The organism is Bacillus shivajii (assembly GCF_020519665.1).
In the GTDB taxonomy this organism is placed as follows: Bacteria; Bacillota; Bacilli; order Bacillales; family Salisediminibacteriaceae; genus Bacillus_CA; species Bacillus_CA shivajii.
Window position 1 is genome coordinate 2515847 of sequence record NZ_CP084703.1, and the last position, 23184, is coordinate 2539030.

Annotated in this window: 20 protein-coding genes; all 20 read right to left on the reverse strand. The window is 37.3% G+C overall.

Annotation, left to right across the window (positions count from 1 at the left end; translation table 11 throughout):
- The gene (locus LGQ02_RS12295; protein WP_226514662.1) at positions 1-1062 is read right to left on the reverse strand and encodes a putative amidoligase domain-containing protein; all 1062 of its coding nucleotides are present in this window, start codon (positions 1060-1062) and stop codon (positions 1-3) included.
- A gap of 76 nt (positions 1063-1138) precedes the next feature.
- Positions 1139-1711, reverse strand: a complete 573-nt coding sequence (locus tag LGQ02_RS12300) for an outer spore coat protein CotE (RefSeq protein ID WP_226514663.1) — start codon at positions 1709-1711, stop codon at positions 1139-1141.
- 653 nt (positions 1712-2364) lie between these two features.
- A complete protein-coding gene (locus tag LGQ02_RS12305) occupies positions 2365-2787 on the reverse strand; it encodes a YlbF/YmcA family competence regulator (protein ID WP_226514664.1) in 423 nt (140 codons plus the stop codon).
- Positions 2784-4337: a tRNA (N6-isopentenyl adenosine(37)-C2)-methylthiotransferase MiaB gene (miaB, locus tag LGQ02_RS12310; protein WP_226514665.1), complete on the reverse strand. Its 1554-nt coding sequence runs from the start codon at positions 4335-4337 to the stop codon at positions 2784-2786. The genes LGQ02_RS12305 and miaB overlap by 4 nt, the downstream gene beginning before the upstream one ends.
- Positions 4338-4675: 338 nt before the next feature.
- Positions 4676-5851 (reverse strand): glycine C-acetyltransferase, encoded by a 1176-nt coding sequence (locus tag LGQ02_RS12315; RefSeq protein WP_226514666.1) that lies wholly within the window; start codon positions 5849-5851, stop codon positions 4676-4678.
- A gap of 32 nt (positions 5852-5883) precedes the next feature.
- Entirely contained in the window at positions 5884-6924 is a 1041-nt protein-coding gene (gene tdh / locus LGQ02_RS12320; protein WP_226514667.1) for an L-threonine 3-dehydrogenase, read from the reverse strand.
- 295 nt (positions 6925-7219) lie between these two features.
- Positions 7220-8413, reverse strand: coding sequence for an ISL3 family transposase (locus tag LGQ02_RS12325; RefSeq protein WP_226514668.1), 1194 nt, complete (start codon positions 8411-8413; stop codon positions 7220-7222).
- A gap of 214 nt (positions 8414-8627) precedes the next feature.
- A complete protein-coding gene (locus LGQ02_RS12330) occupies positions 8628-9494 on the reverse strand; it encodes a 2-oxoacid:ferredoxin oxidoreductase subunit beta (RefSeq protein ID WP_226514669.1) in 867 nt (288 codons plus the stop codon).
- Position 9495: 1 nt separating this feature from the next.
- Positions 9496-11241 (reverse strand): 2-oxoacid:acceptor oxidoreductase subunit alpha, encoded by a 1746-nt coding sequence (locus LGQ02_RS12335; protein WP_226514670.1) that lies wholly within the window; start codon positions 11239-11241, stop codon positions 9496-9498.
- A 345-nt stretch (positions 11242-11586) separates the two neighbouring features.
- Positions 11587-11847: a stage V sporulation protein S gene (locus LGQ02_RS12340; RefSeq protein ID WP_226514671.1), complete on the reverse strand. Its 261-nt coding sequence runs from the start codon at positions 11845-11847 to the stop codon at positions 11587-11589.
- Positions 11848-12002: 155 nt separating this feature from the next.
- Positions 12003-12797, reverse strand: a complete 795-nt coding sequence (locus LGQ02_RS12345) for a TIGR00282 family metallophosphoesterase (RefSeq protein WP_226514672.1) — start codon at positions 12795-12797, stop codon at positions 12003-12005.
- 184 nt (positions 12798-12981) lie between these two features.
- Positions 12982-14538 carry a ribonuclease Y gene (gene rny, locus LGQ02_RS12350; protein ID WP_404802429.1) on the reverse strand — a complete coding sequence of 519 codons (1557 nt, stop codon included), beginning with the start codon at positions 14536-14538 and terminating at the stop codon, positions 12982-12984.
- A gap of 355 nt (positions 14539-14893) precedes the next feature.
- Positions 14894-15946 carry a recombinase RecA gene (gene recA / locus LGQ02_RS12355; protein WP_226514674.1) on the reverse strand — a complete coding sequence of 351 codons (1053 nt, stop codon included), beginning with the start codon at positions 15944-15946 and terminating at the stop codon, positions 14894-14896.
- 392 nt (positions 15947-16338) lie between these two features.
- Complete coding sequence (locus LGQ02_RS12360; RefSeq protein ID WP_226514675.1) at positions 16339-17919, reverse strand: DEAD/DEAH box helicase; 1581 nt, start codon at positions 17917-17919, stop codon at positions 16339-16341.
- Positions 17920-19176, reverse strand: a complete 1257-nt coding sequence (locus LGQ02_RS12365) for a competence/damage-inducible protein A (protein WP_226514676.1) — start codon at positions 19174-19176, stop codon at positions 17920-17922. It abuts the gene before it with no gap.
- A 211-nt stretch (positions 19177-19387) separates the two neighbouring features.
- The gene (gene pgsA, locus LGQ02_RS12370; RefSeq protein WP_226514677.1) at positions 19388-19966 is read right to left on the reverse strand and encodes a CDP-diacylglycerol--glycerol-3-phosphate 3-phosphatidyltransferase; all 579 of its coding nucleotides are present in this window, start codon (positions 19964-19966) and stop codon (positions 19388-19390) included.
- Positions 19967-20186: 220 nt separating this feature from the next.
- On the reverse strand, positions 20187-21059 hold the full coding sequence (locus LGQ02_RS12375; protein ID WP_226514678.1) for a helix-turn-helix domain-containing protein: 873 nt from the start codon (positions 21057-21059) through the stop codon (positions 20187-20189).
- Between the two features lie 16 nt (positions 21060-21075).
- Positions 21076-21849 (reverse strand): DUF3388 domain-containing protein, encoded by a 774-nt coding sequence (locus tag LGQ02_RS12380; protein ID WP_226514679.1) that lies wholly within the window; start codon positions 21847-21849, stop codon positions 21076-21078.
- 276 nt (positions 21850-22125) lie between these two features.
- Entirely contained in the window at positions 22126-22374 is a 249-nt protein-coding gene (locus tag LGQ02_RS12385; RefSeq protein ID WP_226514680.1) for a DUF3243 domain-containing protein, read from the reverse strand.
- Between the two features lie 80 nt (positions 22375-22454).
- The gene (ymfI, locus tag LGQ02_RS12390; RefSeq protein ID WP_226514681.1) at positions 22455-23183 is read right to left on the reverse strand and encodes an elongation factor P 5-aminopentanone reductase; all 729 of its coding nucleotides are present in this window, start codon (positions 23181-23183) and stop codon (positions 22455-22457) included.
- Position 23184 lies beyond the last annotated feature (1 nt).

The window sequence follows — 23184 nt, forward strand, 5'->3', positions numbered from 1 at the left end:
TTAATGGTTCTGTTTTCTCTCGTATAGCCACTGCATAAAACGATCAGCCTTTATTTTAACGGCTTTTGAAGTCGTTTGTTGAATATGCCGAATATTTGATTCTGTTATTTTCCATAATTCTTGGAGGTCTCCACGATAATATGCTTCACTCATTTGTTTGGATAACGGATTATCACATAATTGTTTTGTTAAAAAAACCGTTTCGATCCATTCAAAAAAGGGTTTTCCGCCATCAATATATTTATACCAGGATGACAATGTTCGATATTCGAAACCCGCATAGTTATTTTTACGTAGACTCCCTAACCTTCCATATGAACTTCTTCTGTTTATATCTTCATTCTTACTAATCGCCGCAAGAGGAATAGATACTAGTTGATCTAATTGATTAACTGTTTCATACGTTGGACGCTGATTTGAAATATGAAAATGGCCCCCTAAATAAAAGCGGCTGTGAGGGTTACCACCTGAAATAACAGATAATTTTTTGTTCTTTATGTTTTGCTCGAGTTTCTTTTTTACTCTAAAACATTCTTTATGAAGTTCGATACCTGACTTAACCGGTTTCGTTCTTAATTCAAGGATTGGCTGAGAAAAAGTAAAACCTTTACGAATTAAAGCACGGTCTACACCAACTTGTCTGCCTTCATCCTCCATCATTGGTACAGATACAAATTTCTTTGTTTCATTGTTTGTTAACATCACTTCAAAATCAGAGCCTAAAAGCGGATAGTCTTTATCGTTCGTTTCTTCTCGCTTATGAACAGTGGGGGCATATTTCATGGAAATCATCTGTATCTCTTTTCCAAAACGTTGGACATGAACCGTAAAAAAACGCTTATCGGAATAGTAAGCTGCTTGAAAGACAATATCTAATAGTTCTTGTCCTAAGTAATACGATTTTAAGTTTTTTATTGTTATTTCTTTAAATTGATCTTTCATCGGCTCTTTTAAAAAAATACGAGATGCATCATATTCTGAACCACTTACTTTAACTTGTAAGGCATTATCTAATGGAAGGCTTGTCTCTATTTTATGAACATTCCAAGGATCTATCTTCATAATCTTTTCATCCTACCTTTTTAGTTAATGAAAGAAAAAGAAATAAGGAAGAAGATATGCCTTCTTCCCGCTCCATTTATTCTTCTAGATCGCCCATGAGGAAGTTTGGATCAAGATCTTCAAACTCTTCGTCTTCTACATCATAATCCCAAACTTTTTCATCCCATTCATCACTTACTCCATCTGGATTTACGTAAACACAAACTTTTGTCTCACCAATTACTTCAACAAGGAATTCCCTTTCAACTTGAACATCGCAATCTGTCCCGTTTCCAGCAATTGTTGCTTCTAACGTATTTGGCTGCTGGATTGCACGAGCAATTACTTCTAATTCCTCAGACAAAACATTTTTGTCTTGCATCGCTAGTGGGACGACATCTTTGTACTCCACGGTTTCTGTAGCAACATTGGTTTTCGTATTGTTACTATACGAATACCATATATTGATGTCATACTTTCCATGGACCTCTATCGCATCACCTTTTTTTGTTGCATCGTATTTGTGGTTGATGATCCAACAACCTAAAATACTCGTTGGTTTTTGTGCAGGAGATATGGAATGACTTGCTTGAGAAAATTTTCTACCTTTTCCACATACGGCTTTCGTAATAATCTCTCTGTAATTTAGCTCTCTGTCTGCTGGTGACATGCTTTTCCCTCCTCAAACATTATTGACGCTCAGCAAACGAACCCATGAAAATAAAACGGTTTCACTTGCATGTTATGCATGACAAATGACTAGTGTGAATAAAATAACTGACTACTCTACCCTATGATAGTGAGTAATGAATAGTTCCGGTAAGTTGAAAAAATTTTATAAAATAAATAGAACTGTCTCCTTTCCTAATCATTACTTCCTTATCCTCATCCATAGTTCAATTATGTATATGAACTCAAGACGAGGTTAATGACCTTAGGTTTACAATTTTCTTTTATATTTTTTTCTAAGACCCTCTAAATCTTATTAAATCAGCAACAAAGAGTCATAAGTTTTTATAAAAGGCTACCCTGAAAAGAAATTTAATAACGGTCCATACGCTCATGTCTACTCGCTTTTACATCTAGGTACAAGTGCGATCGTCCTGCGAAGATTCGTTACACTTGCTATCGCGGTGGCTTCACCTGATGCATACCCCACTGGAATCTCGTGGACGCGGCTCATACAATTAAACTTATTTTCATGCTCTTTGGTGCTGAAGTAACTTCGCATTTGTCAACACTTACCTTTTACAATGACGAAAAAAAAGTGTGTTCACATCATTTTATGCGAACACACTTTTTCAATTACACTCTTATTATATTTTAACAACCACTATTAAATGGGTTTTTCGTCGTTGTTCCTTGAAGCGGATCTCCACCAGTAGATTCAATGATTTTCTTCGTGACTGTGTTTGAAATCGTTGAACTTACTAGTTGTAGTAAATTATTTACATCAGTTTGAGATTGTTTGAATTCTTGAACTAATGGAATATTATCTAACTCATCTTGCAGTGCATCGATTTTATCTTCAACTGCTTTTAATGCTTCGTGTTTTTCATAATGTTTTAAATTAACAGCTTCTTTTTGTAGTGATTTGATTTGACCAATAATTTCTTGAACTTTCAAATGGTCATTGATTTGAAGTTCAGCACGCTTAAAGAAGTCTACTTCTTCTGTTTCTGATATCATGCTAGCTAATTCTTTTGCTTTTTCTCTTACATCTTCTTTTGTATATAACTTTGTCATGAGCTAGTCACCTCTGCAGTTTCTACAACATAGCCATCTAAGGACCATGTTTTCGTTTCTGTAATTTTTACTTTTATTAATTCACCAATCGCAGACTTTGGTCCACGAAGATTAACAAGACGATTTGTCCGGGTACGACCTGTTAATACATCTGGATCTTTCTTACTTTCACCTTCAACCAGCACTTCAACAACTTGATCTTTGTAAGGTTGATTCTTTTTCGCAGCAATGTCGTTTACAACTTCATTTAAACGGCGCAGACGGTCTTTCTTCACTTCCATCGGAATATTATCTTCCATTTTCGCTGCTGGAGTACCTTCACGTGGTGAATAAATGTACGTAAATGCACTGTCATACTCCATCTCTTTCATTAGTGAAAGCGTATCTTCGAACTGCTCGTCTGTTTCATTAGGGAATCCCACAATGATATCAGTTGTAAATGAAGCGTGTGGAATCTTCTCCTTAATTTTGTTCGCTAATTCGATATAACTTTCACGCGTATATTTTCTAGCCATTAACTTTAGCATGTCACTATTACCACTTTGAACTGGTAAATGAATATGTTCTACTAAATTTCCGCCTTTTGCAAGAACGTCAATTAAGTGATCATCAAAATCACGCGGATGGCTAGTCGTAAATCGTACACGTGGAATATCGATTTTTCGGATTTCATCCATTAAGTCACCTAAACCATAATCCATATCTACTAAATCTTTACCATAGGCGTTAACATTTTGTCCGAGTAACGTTATTTCCTTATAACCGTTACGAGCGAGATGACGCACTTCTTCAATAATATCCTCTGGACGACGACTACGTTCTTTACCACGAGTATACGGAACGATACAGTACGTACAGAACTTATCACAGCCGTACATAATGTTAACCCAGCCTTGAATTTGCCCTTTACGAGCACGTGGCATATTTTCAATAATGTCGCCTTCTTTTGACCATACTTCGATGACCATTTCTTTATTGAAAATTGCGTTTTTAATTAACGTTGGTAAGCGGTGAATATTATGCGTTCCAAAAATCAAGTCTACTTGTTGGTGCTTTTCTAAAATCTTATTAACAACGGATTCTTCTTGAGACATACATCCACATACACCAATAATTAATTCAGGACGCTCACGTTTTAATGCTTTTAAGTGTCCGATTTCACCAAACACTTTATTTTCAGCATTTTCACGAATCGCACATGTATTTAACAAAATAATATCTGCATTATCAGTTTCTGTTGTGGATTCAAATCCCATGTTCATTAAAATTCCTGCCATGTTTTCTGAATCATGTTCGTTCATTTGGCATCCGTACGTACGAATTAAAAATTTCTTCCCTTTTCCTATTCCTTGCATATCTTCTGGGATATCAAAGTCATAGTGGACTTCTACATCCTCTTTTCCACGCTTTTTTGCTTGCTTTAAATCTGGCGGAATGTAAGTTGCTTGGAAATACTGGGCATAATCTTTTTTAGACGTCGCGGATTTTTGGTCCGTTGTCTCTTCTTGACCAGTATTAGTCGCTTTACCTAGACGCTGTTCTTCGTTCATTTTAATCCCCTTTCTTTTATTACAAATCTATCATATGAAAGCTTATGAACAATAGCCCTCCATATAAAAGCATGTTTTAAGGTATCTTAATGTTATTATAATCATGATATACAACTAACCATTATAAACCCTACATATCAATTAAACAATACATGATCATAATCGACAATTTTTAGACAAAATATAATCACTCTCAAAAATAGAAAACCTTAGTTGAAGACTAATGTTGATTATTCCTTCGGTTGTTGTCATGATAAGATAGTTTAAGTATTTTTTCGTAATAACAGCACTAATAAATAAGGCGATGGACATGATATCCACCGCCTGCTTTTACATTCTTATATAATTCCTACTTCTTTTCCTGCTTTTTCAAAAGCATCAAGCGCTTCTTGTAAAAGTTCTCTCGTATGATCAGCTGTAACGATCGTACGAACACGAGCTTCACCCTTTGGAACAGTTGGGAATGCAATCCCTTGAGCAAACACTCCGTATTCTAAAAGCTTATCTGATAGCTCGTGAGCTTTTGCACCATCACCAACAACTACAGGTGTAACTGGTGTTTCACTCTTACCAGTGTTATATCCTAGAGCATGTAAGCCGTCTTTAAAGAATTTCGCATTCTCCCATAAGCGGTCGATTCGTTCTGGTTCTTCAAGTAAAACATCAATCGCTTCAGAGCACGCTGCTGTAACTGCTGGTGGATGTGAGGTACTGAAAAGGAATGGTCTTCCTTTATGGATTAAGTAATCTCTCACAGCTTGTGTACTTGCAATATATCCACCAAGTACGCCGATTGCTTTACTTAAAGTACCCACTTGAATGTGAACTCGACCATTCAAATCAAAGTGATCGACTGTTCCACGTCCGTTTCGACCTAATACACCACTTGCGTGAGCGTCATCAACCATAATTAGCGCATCATATTTTTCACATAGCTCAACAATTTCCGGTAACGGTGCAATGTTTCCATCCATTGAGAAGACACCATCCGTAACGACAAGACGCTTACGGTATTCTTGTGTTCCTTTTAACGCCTCTTCTAAGCTTTCCATATCAACGTGCTTATAGATTTTACGTGCTGCTTTCGTTAGACGGATACCATCTATAATTGACGCATGGTTTAGCTCATCTGATATAACAACATCTTCTTTCGTTAAGATTGAAGAAAGGATTGCCTGGTTTGCAGTAAAGCCAGACTGTAAAACTAGTGTTGCTTCTGTATGTTTAAACTCTGCAAGTTTCTTTTCAAACTCTTCGTGCATAGTAAACGTACCAGCAATCGTACGTACAGAACCTGTTCCAGCTCCATATTCTTCAACAGCTTTTAATGCAGCCTCTTTCATACGAGGGTGTGTCGTTAGCCCTAAGTAGTTGTTTGAAGAAAGTTGAATGACTTCTTTTCCATTGATAGTTACTTTTGCCTCTTGATCAGACTCTAGTGGTACTAATGAACGAAAAAGCCCTTCTTCTCTCATTTGATCTAGTTCTTGTTCTAAATATTCAAATCCTTTCATTTTCCATACCTCCTCGATTTTCATGTGACTTTCTATGGGTGTAAGACCACTTTACCACAAGCACCTTTAATCATTAAGTCAAATCCCTTTTCGAATTCTTCTAAAGAGAAGTGGTGTGTAATCATTGGCTTTACATCAACTTGACCTGACTCTAATAGGCCAGATACTTGTTGCCATGTTTCATACATTCTACGACCTGTGATCCCTTGAACTGTAATCCCTTTAAAGACGATATCATTTGTTACATCAATCTCGACTGGTTTTACAGGAAGACTTAGAATGGACACTCGCCCACCGTTTGTAACCATTTTAAATCCTTGGTCCATTGCAACGGGGTGACCGCTCATTTCACAAACAACATCTACACCTTGTCCGTTCGTTAATGACTGAACGACTTCAAGTGGATCCTCATTCATCGAGTTTACAGTTGTCGTAGCTCCCATGTCTTTGGCTAACCCAAGACGATAATCATTTAAATCAAATGCAATGACTTGTGATGCGCCTGCGGCTTTTGCTACACCAACAGCCATAATTCCTATTGGTCCGCAACCAATTACTGCAACTGTTTTACCAGTAACATCTCCCGCTAAAACAGTGTGAACCGCATTCCCCATTGGTTCTTGAACACTCGCTACGTCAAATGGTAGTTCAGGGTCATTTTTCCATAAGTTTTCAGCAGGTAACGCGACGTATTCAGCGAAACAGCCATCACGGTCAACACCAATGATTTCAGTATTAGCACAAATATGAGCTTGACCTGTTAAACATTGCGGACAATGACCACAAACGATATGCGTTTCTGCAGAAACGTGCTCGCCTACTTCAACATTATTTACGAGTTTTCCTTTTTCTACTACGACACCTGAGAATTCATGACCGAATACATAAGGTGGTTTTACTCGACTTTGGCTCCACTCATCCCATGCGTAAATATGAACATCAGTCCCACAAATGGACGTTGCTTTTACTTGAATTAAAACTTCTTGGTCACCAATTGTTGGAACTGGGACCTCTTTTAATGTTGCACCTGGTGCTCTTTCGTCTTTTACAATCGCTTTCATCATTTTTGTCACGGTGCTCTCCACCTTCCATTTCTATAATCCTTTTAAAATAGCATTTCATCTAGTTCTTTCAAAGAATAAAAGCTTACGTTTTTTATTTTAGCACGGTGGACTGTTCTCGTAAACAGAACAGTCCGTCACACGAAAACAAAAAATAAAAAGAAAGCGTTTCCATAAATCATTATAAAGAAAATAATACACGTTGCAACTATAAATAGTCGCATTAGTAACTTTCATTCGTACCATTTTGTGGCTCTCTGTCAATTGTTGTGGTGCAGAAATTCCCAATTCTCTCTACCCATGCGGTTTAAACCGCATGGGATCTAACCATTTGTCTCCACAAAATCTTCATTCGTAATCTCTCAAAGCTTTTAATTCCATATGACATCCTCTTCGTTACTTTCGTTGTATTATTCACACCTTCAATGTAGCCATTGTTATAAGGATACATAAACGATTGGAGGATCTCTGTTTGCCATCTCTTAAACATTTTTACTACCCTTTGAAATGAAGGAATGCCGGACTCTTCCACAAAGGTATACCATGCTTCTAAACCAACTTTCGCATTCTCTGGTGTACTCTGTTTAAACCATTGGTCTAGCGCATTTTTCACTTCATATGCCTGTCTTAACTGTGGGTGTGCTTGTAATAGCTTTTCTACCTTCGCTTTGCCTTTCTCATCAAGCTTTTCAGGTGACTTCCATAAGAGTTCTTTACATCGTTTAAGCTTAATACGAGGGTCTTTTTGTAACTCATTCTGTAGTTCACGTCGCACTTCATCAAATGCCCAGTACCCGTGACGCATGAAATGAAACCGATCAGCTATGATTAGTGGACTCCCTAATTGTCTACGTACTGCTTCTTTAAATGCTTTGGATAAGTCTATAACAACGATCTCTACCTTACCGGTGTCGCATTCTTTAAAGTAATTTTCAATCGTTTTCACTTTTCGATCCGGTAATATATCAATGATATGTCGATTTTCTACATCAACGATCACAGTTTGGTACTTTTCTTTACCTGCATCTCCCTTAAACTCATCAATCGCAATCGCTCTTGGAAGGACTTTGTTTACAGTTATCTTCCGTTTGTCAAATAGGCGGAGGTAACGATTCGTACTCATTCCTGAGATTCTAGCTGCGTGTGTAAAACTCATTTCAGAACATAAGGATAACGCTTCTTGAGCAAGCATTGATGTATGTCGTTGGTATTTATCTAGAAAAGATAACTTCTCAAAAAATGCATGGCCACAGTTCATACAACGATATCTGCGTTTCCTTAATTGTAAGTAAACCTTTTTCTCTGCTATCTGAGCTCCTTGAATCGATTGCATTCTATATCCATGGATTCGCTTTGTCTTCTCTTTACATTTTGGGCACTTTTGTTTTCGGACTTCGCTATGAAGTTCAAACCAAAAGCACTGTTCTTCTTCTCCTGAATCAAATACGAATACATGCTTGTCTTTAATCCCTAATAACTTTGTGATAAAATCTAGTTGCACCTTAATTCTCTCCTTGTTTCTTTTTGTGTGGTAACTCAAGGTTAACAAAAAGAGAGAATTGGGTGCTATTTTTTTGTCTTTTTTTAGATCAAAGAGAAACATTGATCCGATAAGGGTGACCACAACATTCAGTATAGAACCCATTTTGTTTCATTATAATTGCATGAGAAGAGCACACCTATAAATTAAGGTGTGCTCACATATAAACTATTTTTTACATAAACTCGGAAACAAGCTTATTAAATTGTTCTTTTTCCAACTCAATTGATTGACCAGATAAAGGCTCTTCTTTAAAGCCGTGAACGAGTGATTCATAAGAAGGCTTTTCTTTATCTTGATAAATAAGACCCGTAACTAAACCTTCATGCTCCATTAAAGTATTCATTGCTTTACTACGGTCAGAAGGATTATAGTCTTCAATTGTTGATAATGACGTTAAGTTTTCTTTAAACCAATCATACGTGTTAATTTTGTTGAAGGTTACACAAGGACTAAACACATTAATTAAGGAGAATCCTTTATGGTTCATCCCTTGTTCAATTAGCGATGTAAGTTCCTTTAAGTCACTTGAAAAGCTTTGGGCAACAAAACTTGCACCAGATGATAATGCTAGTTCCATAACATTTAATGCCGATTCGATAGAGCCTCCTGGTGTACTCTTTGTTTTAAAACCCATGTCACTTCGTGGTGACGTTTGACCTTTCGTTAAACCGTAAATCTGGTTATCCATAACAATATACGTTACATCGATATTTCTACGAATTGCATGAACAGTATGCCCCATTCCAATCGCAAATCCGTCTCCATCACCACCAGATGCTACTACCGTTAAGTCACGGTTTGCCATTTTTACACCTTGTGCAATTGGTAATGACCTACCATGGATACCATGGAATCCATAAGAATTAATATATCCTGAAATACGTCCTGAACATCCAATGCCTGAAACAACAGCAAGGTTTTCTGGATCAACTCCTACGTTAGCAGCCGCTCTTTGAATTGCTGCTTGTACAGAGAAGTCACCACATCCAGGACACCAATTTGGTTTTACATTATTTCTAAAATCTTTGAATGTGGCCATATTAGAACAACTCCTTGCATTGTTGATGAATTTCTTTGGGCAGGAACGGATTGCCGTCGTACTTCAAAATCGTTTTTACATTCTGCTTACTATTTACATTCATCTTCACTAATTGAGACAGTTGACCTGTTGCGTTGTTTTCAACAACAACTACGTTTTTCGCTTTTTCAATCATACTTGTTACTTCTTCTGTTGGGAATGGGTGTAATAACCTCACTTGCCCATGGTTTACTTTCAAACCATCACTCTCAAGTCTAGGAATCGCTTCTTGAATCGTTCCTCTTGTTGAGTTGAATCCTAAAATTAATAGATCAGCTTCTTCATGCTTTTCATTTTTATAGACAGGATTAGGAAACTTTTGTTCCAAGTTATGAAGTTTCTTCATCCTTTTTTCCATTTGTTCTTTTCGGTTTACTGGACTCTCAGAGGGCTTTCCTTGCTCGTTATGCTCTACACCAGTTACATGGTGAATCCCATTTTTCATTCCAGGGATTACGCGTTCTGAAACACCGTCTTCTGTTACTCTATAGCGCTTAAAATATTCTTTGTTTTCTAATTCTGGCAATGAATCTTCTAAATTAAGTTTGCCACGGCGTATTTCTACTTTATCGAATTCTAACGGATCAACCGTTTGCTTTCCTAATGAAAGTGCTAAATCCGTCACAATAATAACAGGAACTTGATACTCCTCTGCAATATTAAATGCTTCAACAGTATCATAGAATGCTTCTTCAACTGTAGAAGGGGCAAGAACAACCTTTGGAATTTCCCCATGTGTACCATAGATCATTGCAAGAATATCTGATTGTTCTTGTTTCGTAGGAAGTCCTGTACTTGGACCTCCACGTTGCGTATCGACAACAACAAGTGGTGTTTCTGTTATTCCACTTAAACCGATCGCTTCCATCATTAGTGATAGTCCAGGCCCTGCTGATGCTGTCAATGAACGAACGCCAGAGTAATTCGCTCCAATTGCCATCGTACATGCTGCAATTTCATCTTCCGTTTGAATAACTGTACCGCCGAATTCTGGTAATTTTTTAATTAAATATTCCATAATCTCAGATGCTGGTGTAATTGGATAAGCAGGCATAAACCTTGCTCCACCTGCCAATGCTCCTAAAGCTACCGCATCGTTACCAATCATAAACATACGGTTTTTGCCATCTGCATCAGCAAGCTTATAATCACCTAAAGCACCTTCAGATTCTTTTGTAAAGTATTTCATACCTTCTTCAATAGCTTTCATATTCTTTTCTACAACCGCTGTACCTTTTCGTGAGAAAATTTGTTCAACAACGGATTTAAATGCAGAAGCAGGCACACCAAGAAGTGCAGCTGATGCTCCAACTGCAACCATATTTTTCATTAAAGATGTTCCTAGTTCTGTAGCAATTTCTGTGAATGGAACTGAAATCAGTTTTCCTTCACAACCTTCAGGTAATGTCGGTGAAAATTTGCTGTCACCAATAATAACTCCCCCAGCAACTAACTCATGATGATTCACATCAATCGTCTCTTGGTCAAAAGCGACGAGGATGTCTAAGTCATCTGAAATTGAGTTAATTGGCTTTGTACTCACACGAATTTTATTGTTCGTGTGCCCCCCTTTAATTCTTGATGAAAAGTGACGGTAGCCATATAGGCAATAGCCTAATCGATTTAATGCGGTAGAAAAAATTTCTCCCGTACTTTCAATCCCTTCACCTTGCTGTCCGCCAACTTTCCACGAAAGTTGATTGATCATGGTTTACTCCACCCCTTCTAATCTAGCAATACTCTTCTTTTGCATGTGAATGTACACACATTCATATGCCTTACTTTTCTCTCACCTTGTAGGATGAACATCTATTTGAAGTCGCCCATTCTACAACTTTGTGTTTATCGAGAATTAAAGTAAAAACGCTAAGGTCGTTTCATTCTAAGTTGAAGTGTTTTCACTTCATACCTCTGATTTCACATTTTAATTGTACCACACTTTTTGTCATTTCTTAAAGCGTGAAAATTCTCTTTATTCTCTATCATTTAATCAAATTCTTTTAAAAATCAAGAAAAAAACCTGCTTACTATGCATAAGCAGGTTTAATAATTATTAACGCGGTTCGACAATTAATTTAATCGCTGTGCGTTCATCACCATCAATTTGAATGTCTGTAAATGCTGGGATGCAAACAAGATCAATGCCACTTGGAGCAACAAACCCTCTTGCAATAGCAATTGCTTTGATAGACTGGTTTAAAGCACCCGCTCCAATAGCTTGAATTTCTGCTGCTCCCCTTTCTCGAATGACTCCAGCTAAAGCACCGGCAACAGAGTTAGGATTAGATTTTGCTGAAACTTTTAATACTTCCACTTCAGAACCTCCTTATTGGATTAAATGGTGGTGTATAAGTCATAACAACATAGCGAAATAGAATGTTTCCTATAACGTTATGATGGTAATGAAGCGACTTTTGATGTATATATACCTCTTTTTGTATATATTCAAAACATATAAAATTATGCCCTTTAATCAAAAAATGGTCGATCTTCGTTTATAGAAATTCGTTTGATTGACTTGCTCATTCCCGAAGATGGATCTACATCAATGATGACTCCATTACATTGTTCCCGACCTTTAGCAACTTCAAACCTCGCTGGTAAATTTGTTAAAAATCGGTTAATAATCACTTCACGGTCCATACCTAAAATTCCATCATAAGGACCTGTCATGCCTGCATCAGATATATATGCTGTTCCATTTGGAAGTATACGTTCATCAGCTGTTTGAACATGTGTATGTGTCCCGACAACTGCTGTAACTTGTCCATCTAAGAACCAACCGACAGCTTGTTTTTCACTCGTTGCTTCAGCGTGAAAATCTATGAAGATCATCGAAGCTTTACCTCTCACTTCATCTACGATTGATTCAAGTTTTCGAAAGGGACAATCATTATCGTTCATAAACACCCTACCTTGAGCGTTAATAACTGCAACAGATTTATTCCCTACTTTTTTTATAACATATCCAACCCCTGGTGTTCCACTAGGAAAGTTTGCTGGTCTAACAAGGTCTTTTGCATCATCGATAAAATCAAAAATTTCTTTCTTATCCCATGCATGATTTCCAAGTGTAATCACATCTGCACCAGCTTCTTTTATTTCATGATAAATCTTTTCATTAATGCCTTTACCACCTGCTGCATTTTCCCCATTGACAACCGTAAAGTCAGGACGATATTTTCCTTTTAGTTTTGGTAAATACTCCTTTAATACGTTTCTTCCTGGAGAACCTACAACATCTCCAATAAACATAATTTTCATGAATTATTTCTCCTTTAAAGCGTTCTATTAACAGTGATAAATATGATTTTCTTATTTTAGATCGTTATTCTTAAAACCTTTTGTATATAGTATAAAGCAAGTTCATATCCTATAAACATTAGATACTATAGTTTATACGGTTTATTATTTTTATGTATAAAAATAAAGTGGCAAAGGTGCCACTTTATTTCGCATACTCAACTGCCCTTGTTTCACGGATTACGGTCACTTTAATGTGACCAGGATAATCGAGCTCCTCTTCAATTTTCTTAGTTATTTCTCGAGCGAGTCGATAAGAGTCTTCATCGTTAATGAAGTCTGGTTTCACCATGATACGTACTTCACGACCTGCTTGAATTGCATACGTTTTTTCTACTCCATCAAACGATTCAGAGATTTCTTCTAACTTCTCTAATCGTTTAATATACGTTTCTAACGTTTCTCTTCTGGCCCCAGGCCTAGCAGCGGATAAAGCATCTGCCGCAGCAACTAATGTTGCAATAACGGACGTTGCTTCTGTATCCCCGTGATGGGACGCAATACTGTTAATTACCACTGGATGTTCTTTATATTTCGTTGCAAGTTCAACACCAATTTCAACGTGACTTCCTTCAACTTCATGATCAATCGCTTTTCCTAAATCGTGGAGTAGTCCGGCTCTTCTTGCAAGCTGAACGTCCTCTCCAACTTCTGATGCCATCAACCCTGCAAGGTGGGCAACTTCCATTGAATGTTTAAGAACATTTTGACCATAACTTGTACGGAACTTCAAACGACCAAGAATCTTAATAAGGTCTGGGTGTAAATTATGAATCCCCATTTCAAATGTCGTTTGTTCCCCGTATTCACGAATCATTTCATCTACTTCTCTTCTTGACTTGTCCACTGTCTCTTCAATTCGAGCAGGGTGGATTCGTCCGTCTTGAACAAGTTTTTCTAGGGTTGTCTTTGCAATTTCTCTTCGAATTGGGTCAAAACCAGATAGGATAACTGCTTCTGGTGTATCATCAATAATCAGATCAATACCTGTTAGTGTTTCGAGTGCACGTATGTTACGTCCTTCTCGACCAATAATTCGACCCTTCATCTCATCATTTGGTAAGTTAACAACTGACACTGTCGTTTCAGCAACGTGATCAGCTGCACAACGTTGAATTGACATAGATAAAATTTCTTTCGCTTTTTTATCAGCCTCTTCTTTTGCTTTTGTTACAGCTTCTTTAACCATTACTGCTTTCTCATGGACTAATTCATCTTCCATCGTTTTCATAATGATTTCACGTGCTTCGTCTTTTGTAAAGCCAGAAATACGTTCTAATTCTTGTTTTTGTTCTTTGAGCAACTCCTCGACTTTGCTATTCATGTCGTCGATTTCTTTTTGACGTTTTGACAAATCATCTTCTCGCTTTTCGAGAGATTCCTCTTTCTTGTCTAACGTTTCACTTTTACGGTCCAATACTTCTTCTTTTTGAACTAATCGGTTTTCCTGTTTTTGAACATCGTTTCGGCGGTCGCGAACTTCACGCTCTGCTTCCATGCGAATTTTATGAGCTTCATCTTTCGCTTCTAAGATCGCTTCTTTCTTACTAGCATCTGCTTCACGCCGAGCTTCTTCAACCGTTTGTTTTGCCAATTGCTCCGCACTGGAGATTTTGGCTTCTGCGATGGATTTGCGAACGAAGTACCCGATCAAGATACCGATTGCTGCAGTGAATAGCAAAATGAGGATTTGAACGATCAGGCTATCCAAGACTGATTCACCTCCTCATGCTATTTCTTGTTGGAACTAGTTTCATTTTGTTTCTTCGTTTTCATTTTAATCTTTATGCATACATCCAGCACAGCTCATACAGTATGAGTATGGGTAAGGCAGTATTCTTTCTAATTGTATGCTTCATATGTAACAATGTCAAGCATTGGTAAGTGTATATACTTATTTATTATCATTATTCCCTAATATTAAAACGTAAGTATTCCTATCTTTGTTGTTACTTAAAGTGAAAAATAAAGTGCCAAGCACCACCAATCCAAAACATAGAATACAACAAAAGGCATGATTCTATATTTCATGGTGAATGCTAGGCACTAGTTTTTACTTATTTTAAATCTAATGGGATATCTCCATCTTCTTCTGCAGGGTCTTCCGCCGGAACTTCTTTAGGTGTATCAAGTTCATGATACTCACGAATTTGTTTTTCAATCGTACTAGTAATATCTGAGTTTTCTTTTAGGAATTGTTTTGCGTTTTCTCTTCCTTGGCCAAGACGCTCTCCTTCGTACGAATACCATGCACCACTCTTTTGGACAATGTCTAAGTCAGATGCAATATCTAATAATGACCCTTCACGAGAAATACCTTCTCCGTACATAATATCCACTTCAGCTGTTCTAAATGGTGGCGCTACTTTATTTTTCACGATTTTAATCTTTGTTTTGTTACCGATCATATCATTACCTTGCTTTAATGTTTCTGCGCGACGAACCTCAAGACGAACAGAAGAATAGAACTTCAATGCACGTCCCCCTGGTGTCGTTTCAGGGTTACCGAACATAACACCGACTTTTTCACGAATTTGGTTAATGAACACAGCAATCGTCTTCGATTTATTGACAGCTCCAGAGAGCTTTCTTAATGCTTGGGACATAAGTCTCGCTTGTAAACCTACGTGGCTGTCTCCCATTTCCCCTTCAATTTCAGCTTTTGGTACAAGAGCTGCAACTGAATCGACAACGATCATATCGATCGCTCCACTACGTACAAGAGCTTCTGCAATTTCTAATGCTTGTTCCCCTGTGTCAGGTTGAGATAATAATAGCTCATCAATATTTACACCTAATTTTTGTGCATAGACTGGATCTAGAGCATGCTCTGCATCGATAAATGCTGCTTGTCCACCATTACGTTGCACTTCGGCGATTGCATGTAAAGCAACTGTTGTTTTACCAGAAGATTCTGGACCATAAACTTCGACAATTCTTCCTCTTGGATAACCACCCACACCTAATGCAATGTCTAATGCTAAAGCACCGCTAGAAATCGTTGAAACTCGTTGATCCGTTTGTTCTCCTAGTTTCATAATCGAACCTTTTCCGAACTGCTTTTCGATTTGTCTTAGTGCCATGTCTAATGCTTGTTTACGTTCTGACATGAATTTCTCTCTCCTTTATCTATATATAAATAATTGCTTTATGTTTCATATACATATATCTTAACCGTTTTTTGTTCATTTGCCAATAGATTTGCAAACATTCGTTCGTATTTTTTTCTTTTTTATGGCCGGTACTAATATGAATGCGTCCTCCCTCCTCTATTTCCAGTTATCCAAAAAAACAAAGTTTTAGAAAACAGCCTAGTATACAGAATGCATGATAGAAAGGACGCCCTACTACTGGCCATTCCAAAAGACTAGCGCTTCACCCTATATAAACTTATACATTATAGATATGGAAAGCAAACAAAAACTCGGCGATTGCCGAGCCTTGAAATTAAAACAAGTGCAAGGACCCTAAAGGTTAGGGGACCAAGCACTTATGAACATTCCTATTTTCTTTTCGGTCTAGGCTTAGCTGGTTCAAGGTTAATTCTAGCACCATTCAAACGCGAATATTTTAACCCTTCATAGACAAATGGAGCAACCTCTTCAGGAACTTCAATAAATGTAAAGTTATCAAAGATATCAATTCTTCCAATTGCTTTTTGAGAAATACCGACTAGCTGAGAAACTTCTTCTACAATTTTTTTCGGTGTTAGTTCGACATTTCTGCCTACATTAATAAAGAATCTTGTCATTCCTTTTTGTGCTCCGGTATCGCCGAAGTCATAACCATCATCTTCGAGGTCAGTATGACTATAAAATGCTAATTTCATCAGCGAGGAAACAACTTTTTCAGGAGGGTAGTCTTGTAATAGTTCGGTCACGAGCTCATCATATAAACTACTCGTTTCACTTTCCTCCATTAAATCAATAATTTGCTGTTTCCACGTATGCTGTTGTTTTTCAACAACTTCTTCTACAGATGGTAGACCTTGAGACGGAATTGCCATCTTAATTTCTGCTTCAATCGAACGTAAATGCTTCATTTCTCTTGGAGTTACAAGTGTTAATGCAAATCCTTCACGTCCTGCTCGTCCTGTACGACCGATACGATGAACGTAGCTTTCAGGGTCTTGTGGAATATCATAATTGATCACGTGTGAGACTTTATCTACATCGATCCCACGTGCAGCAACATCTGTTGCAATTAAAAATTCAATCGTTGAATCTCGAAACTTTTTCATCACACTGTCCCGTTGTGATTGTGTTAAGTCACCGTGTAAACCATCAGCCATATATCCACGAGCTTGAAGGGCCTCAGTTAGTTCTGCTACACCTTTTTTCGTACGGCAGAAAATAATTCCTAAGTCGATCGTCTCGCTATCAATTACACGGCATAATGAGTCAATTTTATTTTTTTCTAACACTTTGTAATAAACTTGATTAATTGATGGGGCTGTTACTTCACCTTTACTAATCGTAATTTGTTTTGGTTGTTTCATATATTTATTTGACAGCTTTCGAATTGGCGGTGGCATCGTTGCAGAAAATAGCATCGTTTGACGTTCGCGATTTACTTGTTGAAGGATTTTTTCGATATCATCAATAAAACCCATATCTAGCATCTCATCAGCTTCATCTAAAATGAGTGTATGGACATTTTGTAGCTTTAATGTCCCTCGGTTTAAATGGTCTAATACACGCCCAGGTGTTCCTACAACAACTTGTACACCGCGCTTTAGTGCACGAATTTGATGACCAATTGATTGTCCACCGTATATTGGTAGCGTTTGTACTTTTTTATATTTAGATAATTTTTGTAGTTCTCCAGCAACTTGAATGGCTAATTCTCTTGTTGGAGTTAAAATTAACGACTGGATATTTTTTGACTGATCTACACGTTCAATTAATGGAATACCAAAAGCTGCTGTTTTACCTGTTCCTGTTTGAGCTTGCCCGATGACATCTACTCTTTTTAAAATTTCAGGAATGACACGCTCTTGAATTGGAGATGGTGCTTCAAACCCCATATCTTTAATTGCTTTTTTTATCTCATTTGATATTTGAAAATCTTCGAATTTCATCATTTATTCATCCACCTTTTTCATTTCCTTGCGTAACCATTGTAACAAATAATATAAACCATACTTAACAGAGCGCTCACGAATATTCGAGCGACTGCCTGCAAGACGAAGTTCATATGAGACCAGTTCGTCTTCAGTTGATAGCCCTACATATACGAGACCAGGCTGCTTACCTTCTGCTTCCTTAGGACCTGCAACACCAGTGAAACTTAGTCCTACATTACTGCCCGTTTGTAAACGGACTTGTTTCGCCAATGCTTCAGCACATTCGTGACTAATCGCTCCATATTTATTTAGTAGCTCATTTGAAATACCTAGTAATTCATGCTTTTGTTCATTGGTATATGTAATAAACCCACCTTTAAAAAAGTTAGAAGCCCCATCCAAAGATGTCAGTTCTGTTGAGAATGATCCTCCAGTCAAACTTTCAGCTGAACTTAGTGAGTAATCCATAATCCGTAATAGATCACTAACAGATTTACTAAGTGTGTCATTACCAGTCCCATAAAAATAGGGCTCAAGCCTTTCAACCACTTTATCTTGAAGGTCATCTAATTTTTGCTCATTTTGTCCTTCATTTTCTCCTTTGACAGTCAACCTTAACGTCACTTCACCATCCGATGCTAATGGAGCAATTGTCGGATTTGTTTGCGTTTCAAGTAAATCATCAATGATATCTACTAATTGTGACTCGCCAATATCAAAAAAACGTAGAACCCGTGATTGGATAAAGCTTGAGTTCGATAACTGTCGGTTTAGTAATGGAATACATTCATTTTCAAACATTGGAATGAGTTCTTTTGGTGGACCAGGAAGCATCATAACCTTTTTATTTTCATACGTCATCAGCATCCCACAAGCAAGACCATGATGATTATCAATTATTTTAGAGCCTTCAATGACTAAAGCTTGCTTCCTATTGTTTTCAGTCATCGTGCGACTTCTTTGTTTAAAGTACTCAATAATTCGTTCTTCTGTTATTTTATCATACACTAGATTTCTACTTAACAACTGAGCTAACGTCTCTTTCGTTAAATCATCTTTCGTTGGACCAAGTCCACCAGTTGTAATAACTAGATCTGACCTGTTAAGCGCCGTCTCTAGAACTTTATATAACCGTTCTTCATTATCACCCACTACTGTGTGGTGATAAACGTTAACCCCTAAGTTATTTAATTGTCTCGATAAATATGTAGCATTTGTATTATCAATTTGTCCTAAAAGTAATTCAGATCCTACTGCAACAATTTCTGCATTCATTTCTTTCACCCTAACACTTTTTAATTAAGCTTTGTTAAAGACATTTCCCCTTCCTCTGCTTGCATCACACCGTAGTGTATGCGCCGGGGAAGCTCGAAGCTGTTCGAAGGAGAGTAGCTTGTTGTTGATTTTATGCCTTCTTTATTGATGATGCCCATCACCCTATAGGCACAAGCGCGATATCCGTTCATGCTTCATTAACAGAGCCATTTTATAACGATTGATTGAATACATGCTTATTTTTCATAAAGTAATCAATGCCTGACCAAACTGTTAAAATTACAGTAAGATAGATCATGATTGTATCAAATGGAACGTTTATTAATTCGAAAACCGTATTATGTAACATGATGACTGCAGCAGCAACAATTTGGCTGACTGTTTTCCATTTACCCCATTTACTAGCGGCAATAACTTCTCCTTCTCCAGATGCTACTAATCGTAAACCAGTTACAGCAAACTCTCTCGTTAAAATAAGTACTGCTGCCCAAGCTGGAAACATATCAATTCCTACTAAGGAAACAAAAGCGGCAGTAATTAAAAGCTTATCTGCTAAAGGGTCTAGAAATTTCCCCATGTTTGTAACAAGGTTATACTTTCTCGCGTAGTAACCATCAAGCCAATCAGTTGCTGATGCTATGATGAAAATAATCGCTGCGATAAAATGGTGCAGCGGAATGTCTGCACCAAAAAAGTAAACTTCTCCCCAATCAAAGGGACCAATTAATAAAACCATAAAAGCAGGTATTAAGAAAATACGTGAAATTGTTATTTGATTTGGTACGTTCACAGTAATCCTCCTCGTGGTCGTCAAACGATGTCTTAAAAGAACGTTTGTAACATTATGTCTTTAAATATGGCACAAATTGTATAATGCTACATGTTTCACTTGTCTTTTGTTGCCATAAATTTCTTAGGCTTTATTAATTTTACCAAAATAACGGTCATTTTGCGAACAATAGATTGTCCAACAGAAAAGAAGCCGTCGTAAAAACGGCTTCTTTTCTTAATTATTCAGGTTGAAACTGGATGATGATATATTGATGAGATATATCTAGTGGGTACTCTAATAATTCATCATTAATATATAGATTAACTGTTGATATACTTCCTAAATTAAACGTTACCTCAGTTTCATCAGCAAAATCGAACGGGATTTCATCACCAGCATAATACATCTGTGAAACCAAATTTGAGTTATTAGAATCTCTAACCTCAATCCAACTATCACCTGTTACTTCCATACGTACATCAAATTCATCTGTATTCGTCAATGTAAAAATGGAAGTAGTGCCTTCCGTTGACTGAAGAGTTAACTCTTGTTGTTGTTCCTCAACCTCTTCTTCTATAGGTTCTTCATCAACAGGTTCTTCTTCGGTTGCTTCCTCTTCTTCTACCTCATGATCTTCTTCATCTGTGACTGAATCTGTTATATCAACTTCAGAGTCTCCTTGCGTATCGTCACGTGATACTCCAGCAGGGTCTGTTTCATTATTTTGACCATAAATCCACACTCCGCCTAAGATTAACAGAATAAACAGCGCTGCAATAAGCGTTGGGACAAAAGCCGCTGCTTTTGATTTCTTTTTGACGGTTTTTGGCTTTGTCCGACTCACTCTTGGCGGCAATTCTGCTGGCTCTTTTTTTGGCTGAGGCAGCTCATCCTTATGTTCTTCAAATAACATTTCCGGGTCAAGGCCTACCGCCTCAGCATAGCTCTTCACAAATGCTCTAGCGTAAAAATCGCCAGGCATTCGTGAAAAATCACCTTCTTCTAATGCGGTTAAATAACGTTTTTGTATTTTTGTCCTTACTTGTAATTCTTCTATTGAATATCCTTTTTCTTCCCTAGCTGCTTTTAACCTTTGACCTAATTCAGACAATACTAACACCTACCAACTAACTAATATCAAAAGAGGAGAAACCGGAGTCAACTGCTTCATATGTAATCTCTTCGCCTTCTTCACTTCTAAGTTCAATAATATAATCAAAATCTTCTAGTGTATACTCTGTTTCTCGAACAAAGATATCTGGATGTTCAACGACTTTTGTTGCAGGTAATCGCATAATTTCACTTACAAGCATATGGTGTCTTTCAGATGCTCTCATCGTGGAGACAATTCCATCGATGATATAAATGTGCTGTTCAGAAAGTTCGTCATCTGCTAATTGACTTCTAATCGTTTGTCTAAGCAGTGTAGATGATAGAAATGACCACCTCTTACTAGCACATACACTAGCAGCTACTACAGATTCTGTCTTTCCTACCCGAGGCATTCCACGAATACCAATCAGTCTATGACCATCTTTTTTAAACAATTCGGCCATAAAATCAACGAGTAAACCTAACTCATCGCGGACAAAGCGAAATGTCTTCTTCTCATCTTCGTCCCGCTCAATATAGCGCCCGTGCCGAACAGCTAATCGATCTCTTAGTTTCGGTTCCCTAATCTTTCTTAGTGTAATAACATCCATCGTTTGTAATATATACTTTAACCGCATAATTGCCTCGTCACTCTTACTTTTAATAAGCATCCCTCGACGACGATGCTCGACACCATTAATCGTGACAATGTTAATACGAAGCATACCTAATAACGAAGCTATTTCACCTAGTAATCCTGGGCGATTTTCATGTATTTGATATTCAAGATACCATTCTTTTTCTTCCATAATCCAACTCCTTCCTAATACGAGAGAAGTTTCAAGGATTTACTTCTATAATTAATCATAATTGATTTTTTCCGTTATTAAAAGAGATTTCTTCAATTGAATTGCATTTCTATACAATTTACCCTATATTCCGATATTTTTAACATGGTATCCATGGAAAAGGTTTATGAATCACAAACTTTGTCTGTTTCGATCCGAGAACTAAAGGTTCGTAGATTTTTATGAGAGTGAAATTGAAGAAAAGTGCCGCTTTACCACGACACTTTTCGTTAATCATTAATGTTTCTGAACTAATTTCACCATCATATTTGCAATTGCATGCTGCTCTTCTTCAGATGCCACCTGCCATAAATCAGAAAGTACTCTTTCTTGCTCATTTTTTGGATCGACATTTTCAGCTAAGTATTCTCCAACTTGATAAGCTACCTCTGAAACAACCTGACTGTTCATACCTTCTTGTTTACCTTGATCAAGACGCTCACCTAAAAAGCCTTTCCACTGCTCCCAATTATCTAAAACAGACATGGTTATAAACCTCCTTGTAATGTAATTCGAGTTTAGTTTTTCACAAGGAAGGAAATATATACATAAATCAAACCATCGTTTTAGCTATACCAAGCACCATTAACAGAAATGATTTGTCCATTAATGTAGCTTGAATGATCTGAGCATAAAAAGGAAACGAGCTCTGCAACTTCTTTTGGCTTACCTAAACGCCCCGCTGGAATCTCTTCTGTTAGTTGGTCTAATTCCTCATCTGAGTATAAATCAAGCATTTTTGTATCAATTGCACCTGGAGCAACCCCATTAACTTGGATCCCACTTAATGCAACTTCTTTCGCTAACGCTTTGACAAATGTGTTCATACCACCTTTGATCATTGAATATAGCACTTCACATGAAGCGCCCGTTAGTCCCCAAATTGATGAAATAACAATAATTTTCCCGTGCTTTTGTCTAATCATTTTGGGCAATAATGCTTGTGTGATAAAGAACGGACTTGTTAATCCAATGTTCATTTGCTCAATAACTTCTTCTTGTTTAGTATCGGTAATCATACCGACATGTGACGTCCCGCTATTATGGACAAGAACATCTGGAGCAACGGGGAGTTGATTTATTTTTTCGCTAACTTCCGTTGGGTTCGCAAAATCTGCTTGAAAAAGAACATAATCAACTCCATATTCGTTATGAAGGTTATTAGCCAATTTCTGTACCTTCTTTTCATTTTGACAATAATGCAATATCAGTGAATAGCCTTTTTCCGCTAAGCTTTTCGCAATTTCTCCTCCGATATCTCCACTTGCTCCCGATATAAATGCTGTTTGTTTCAAT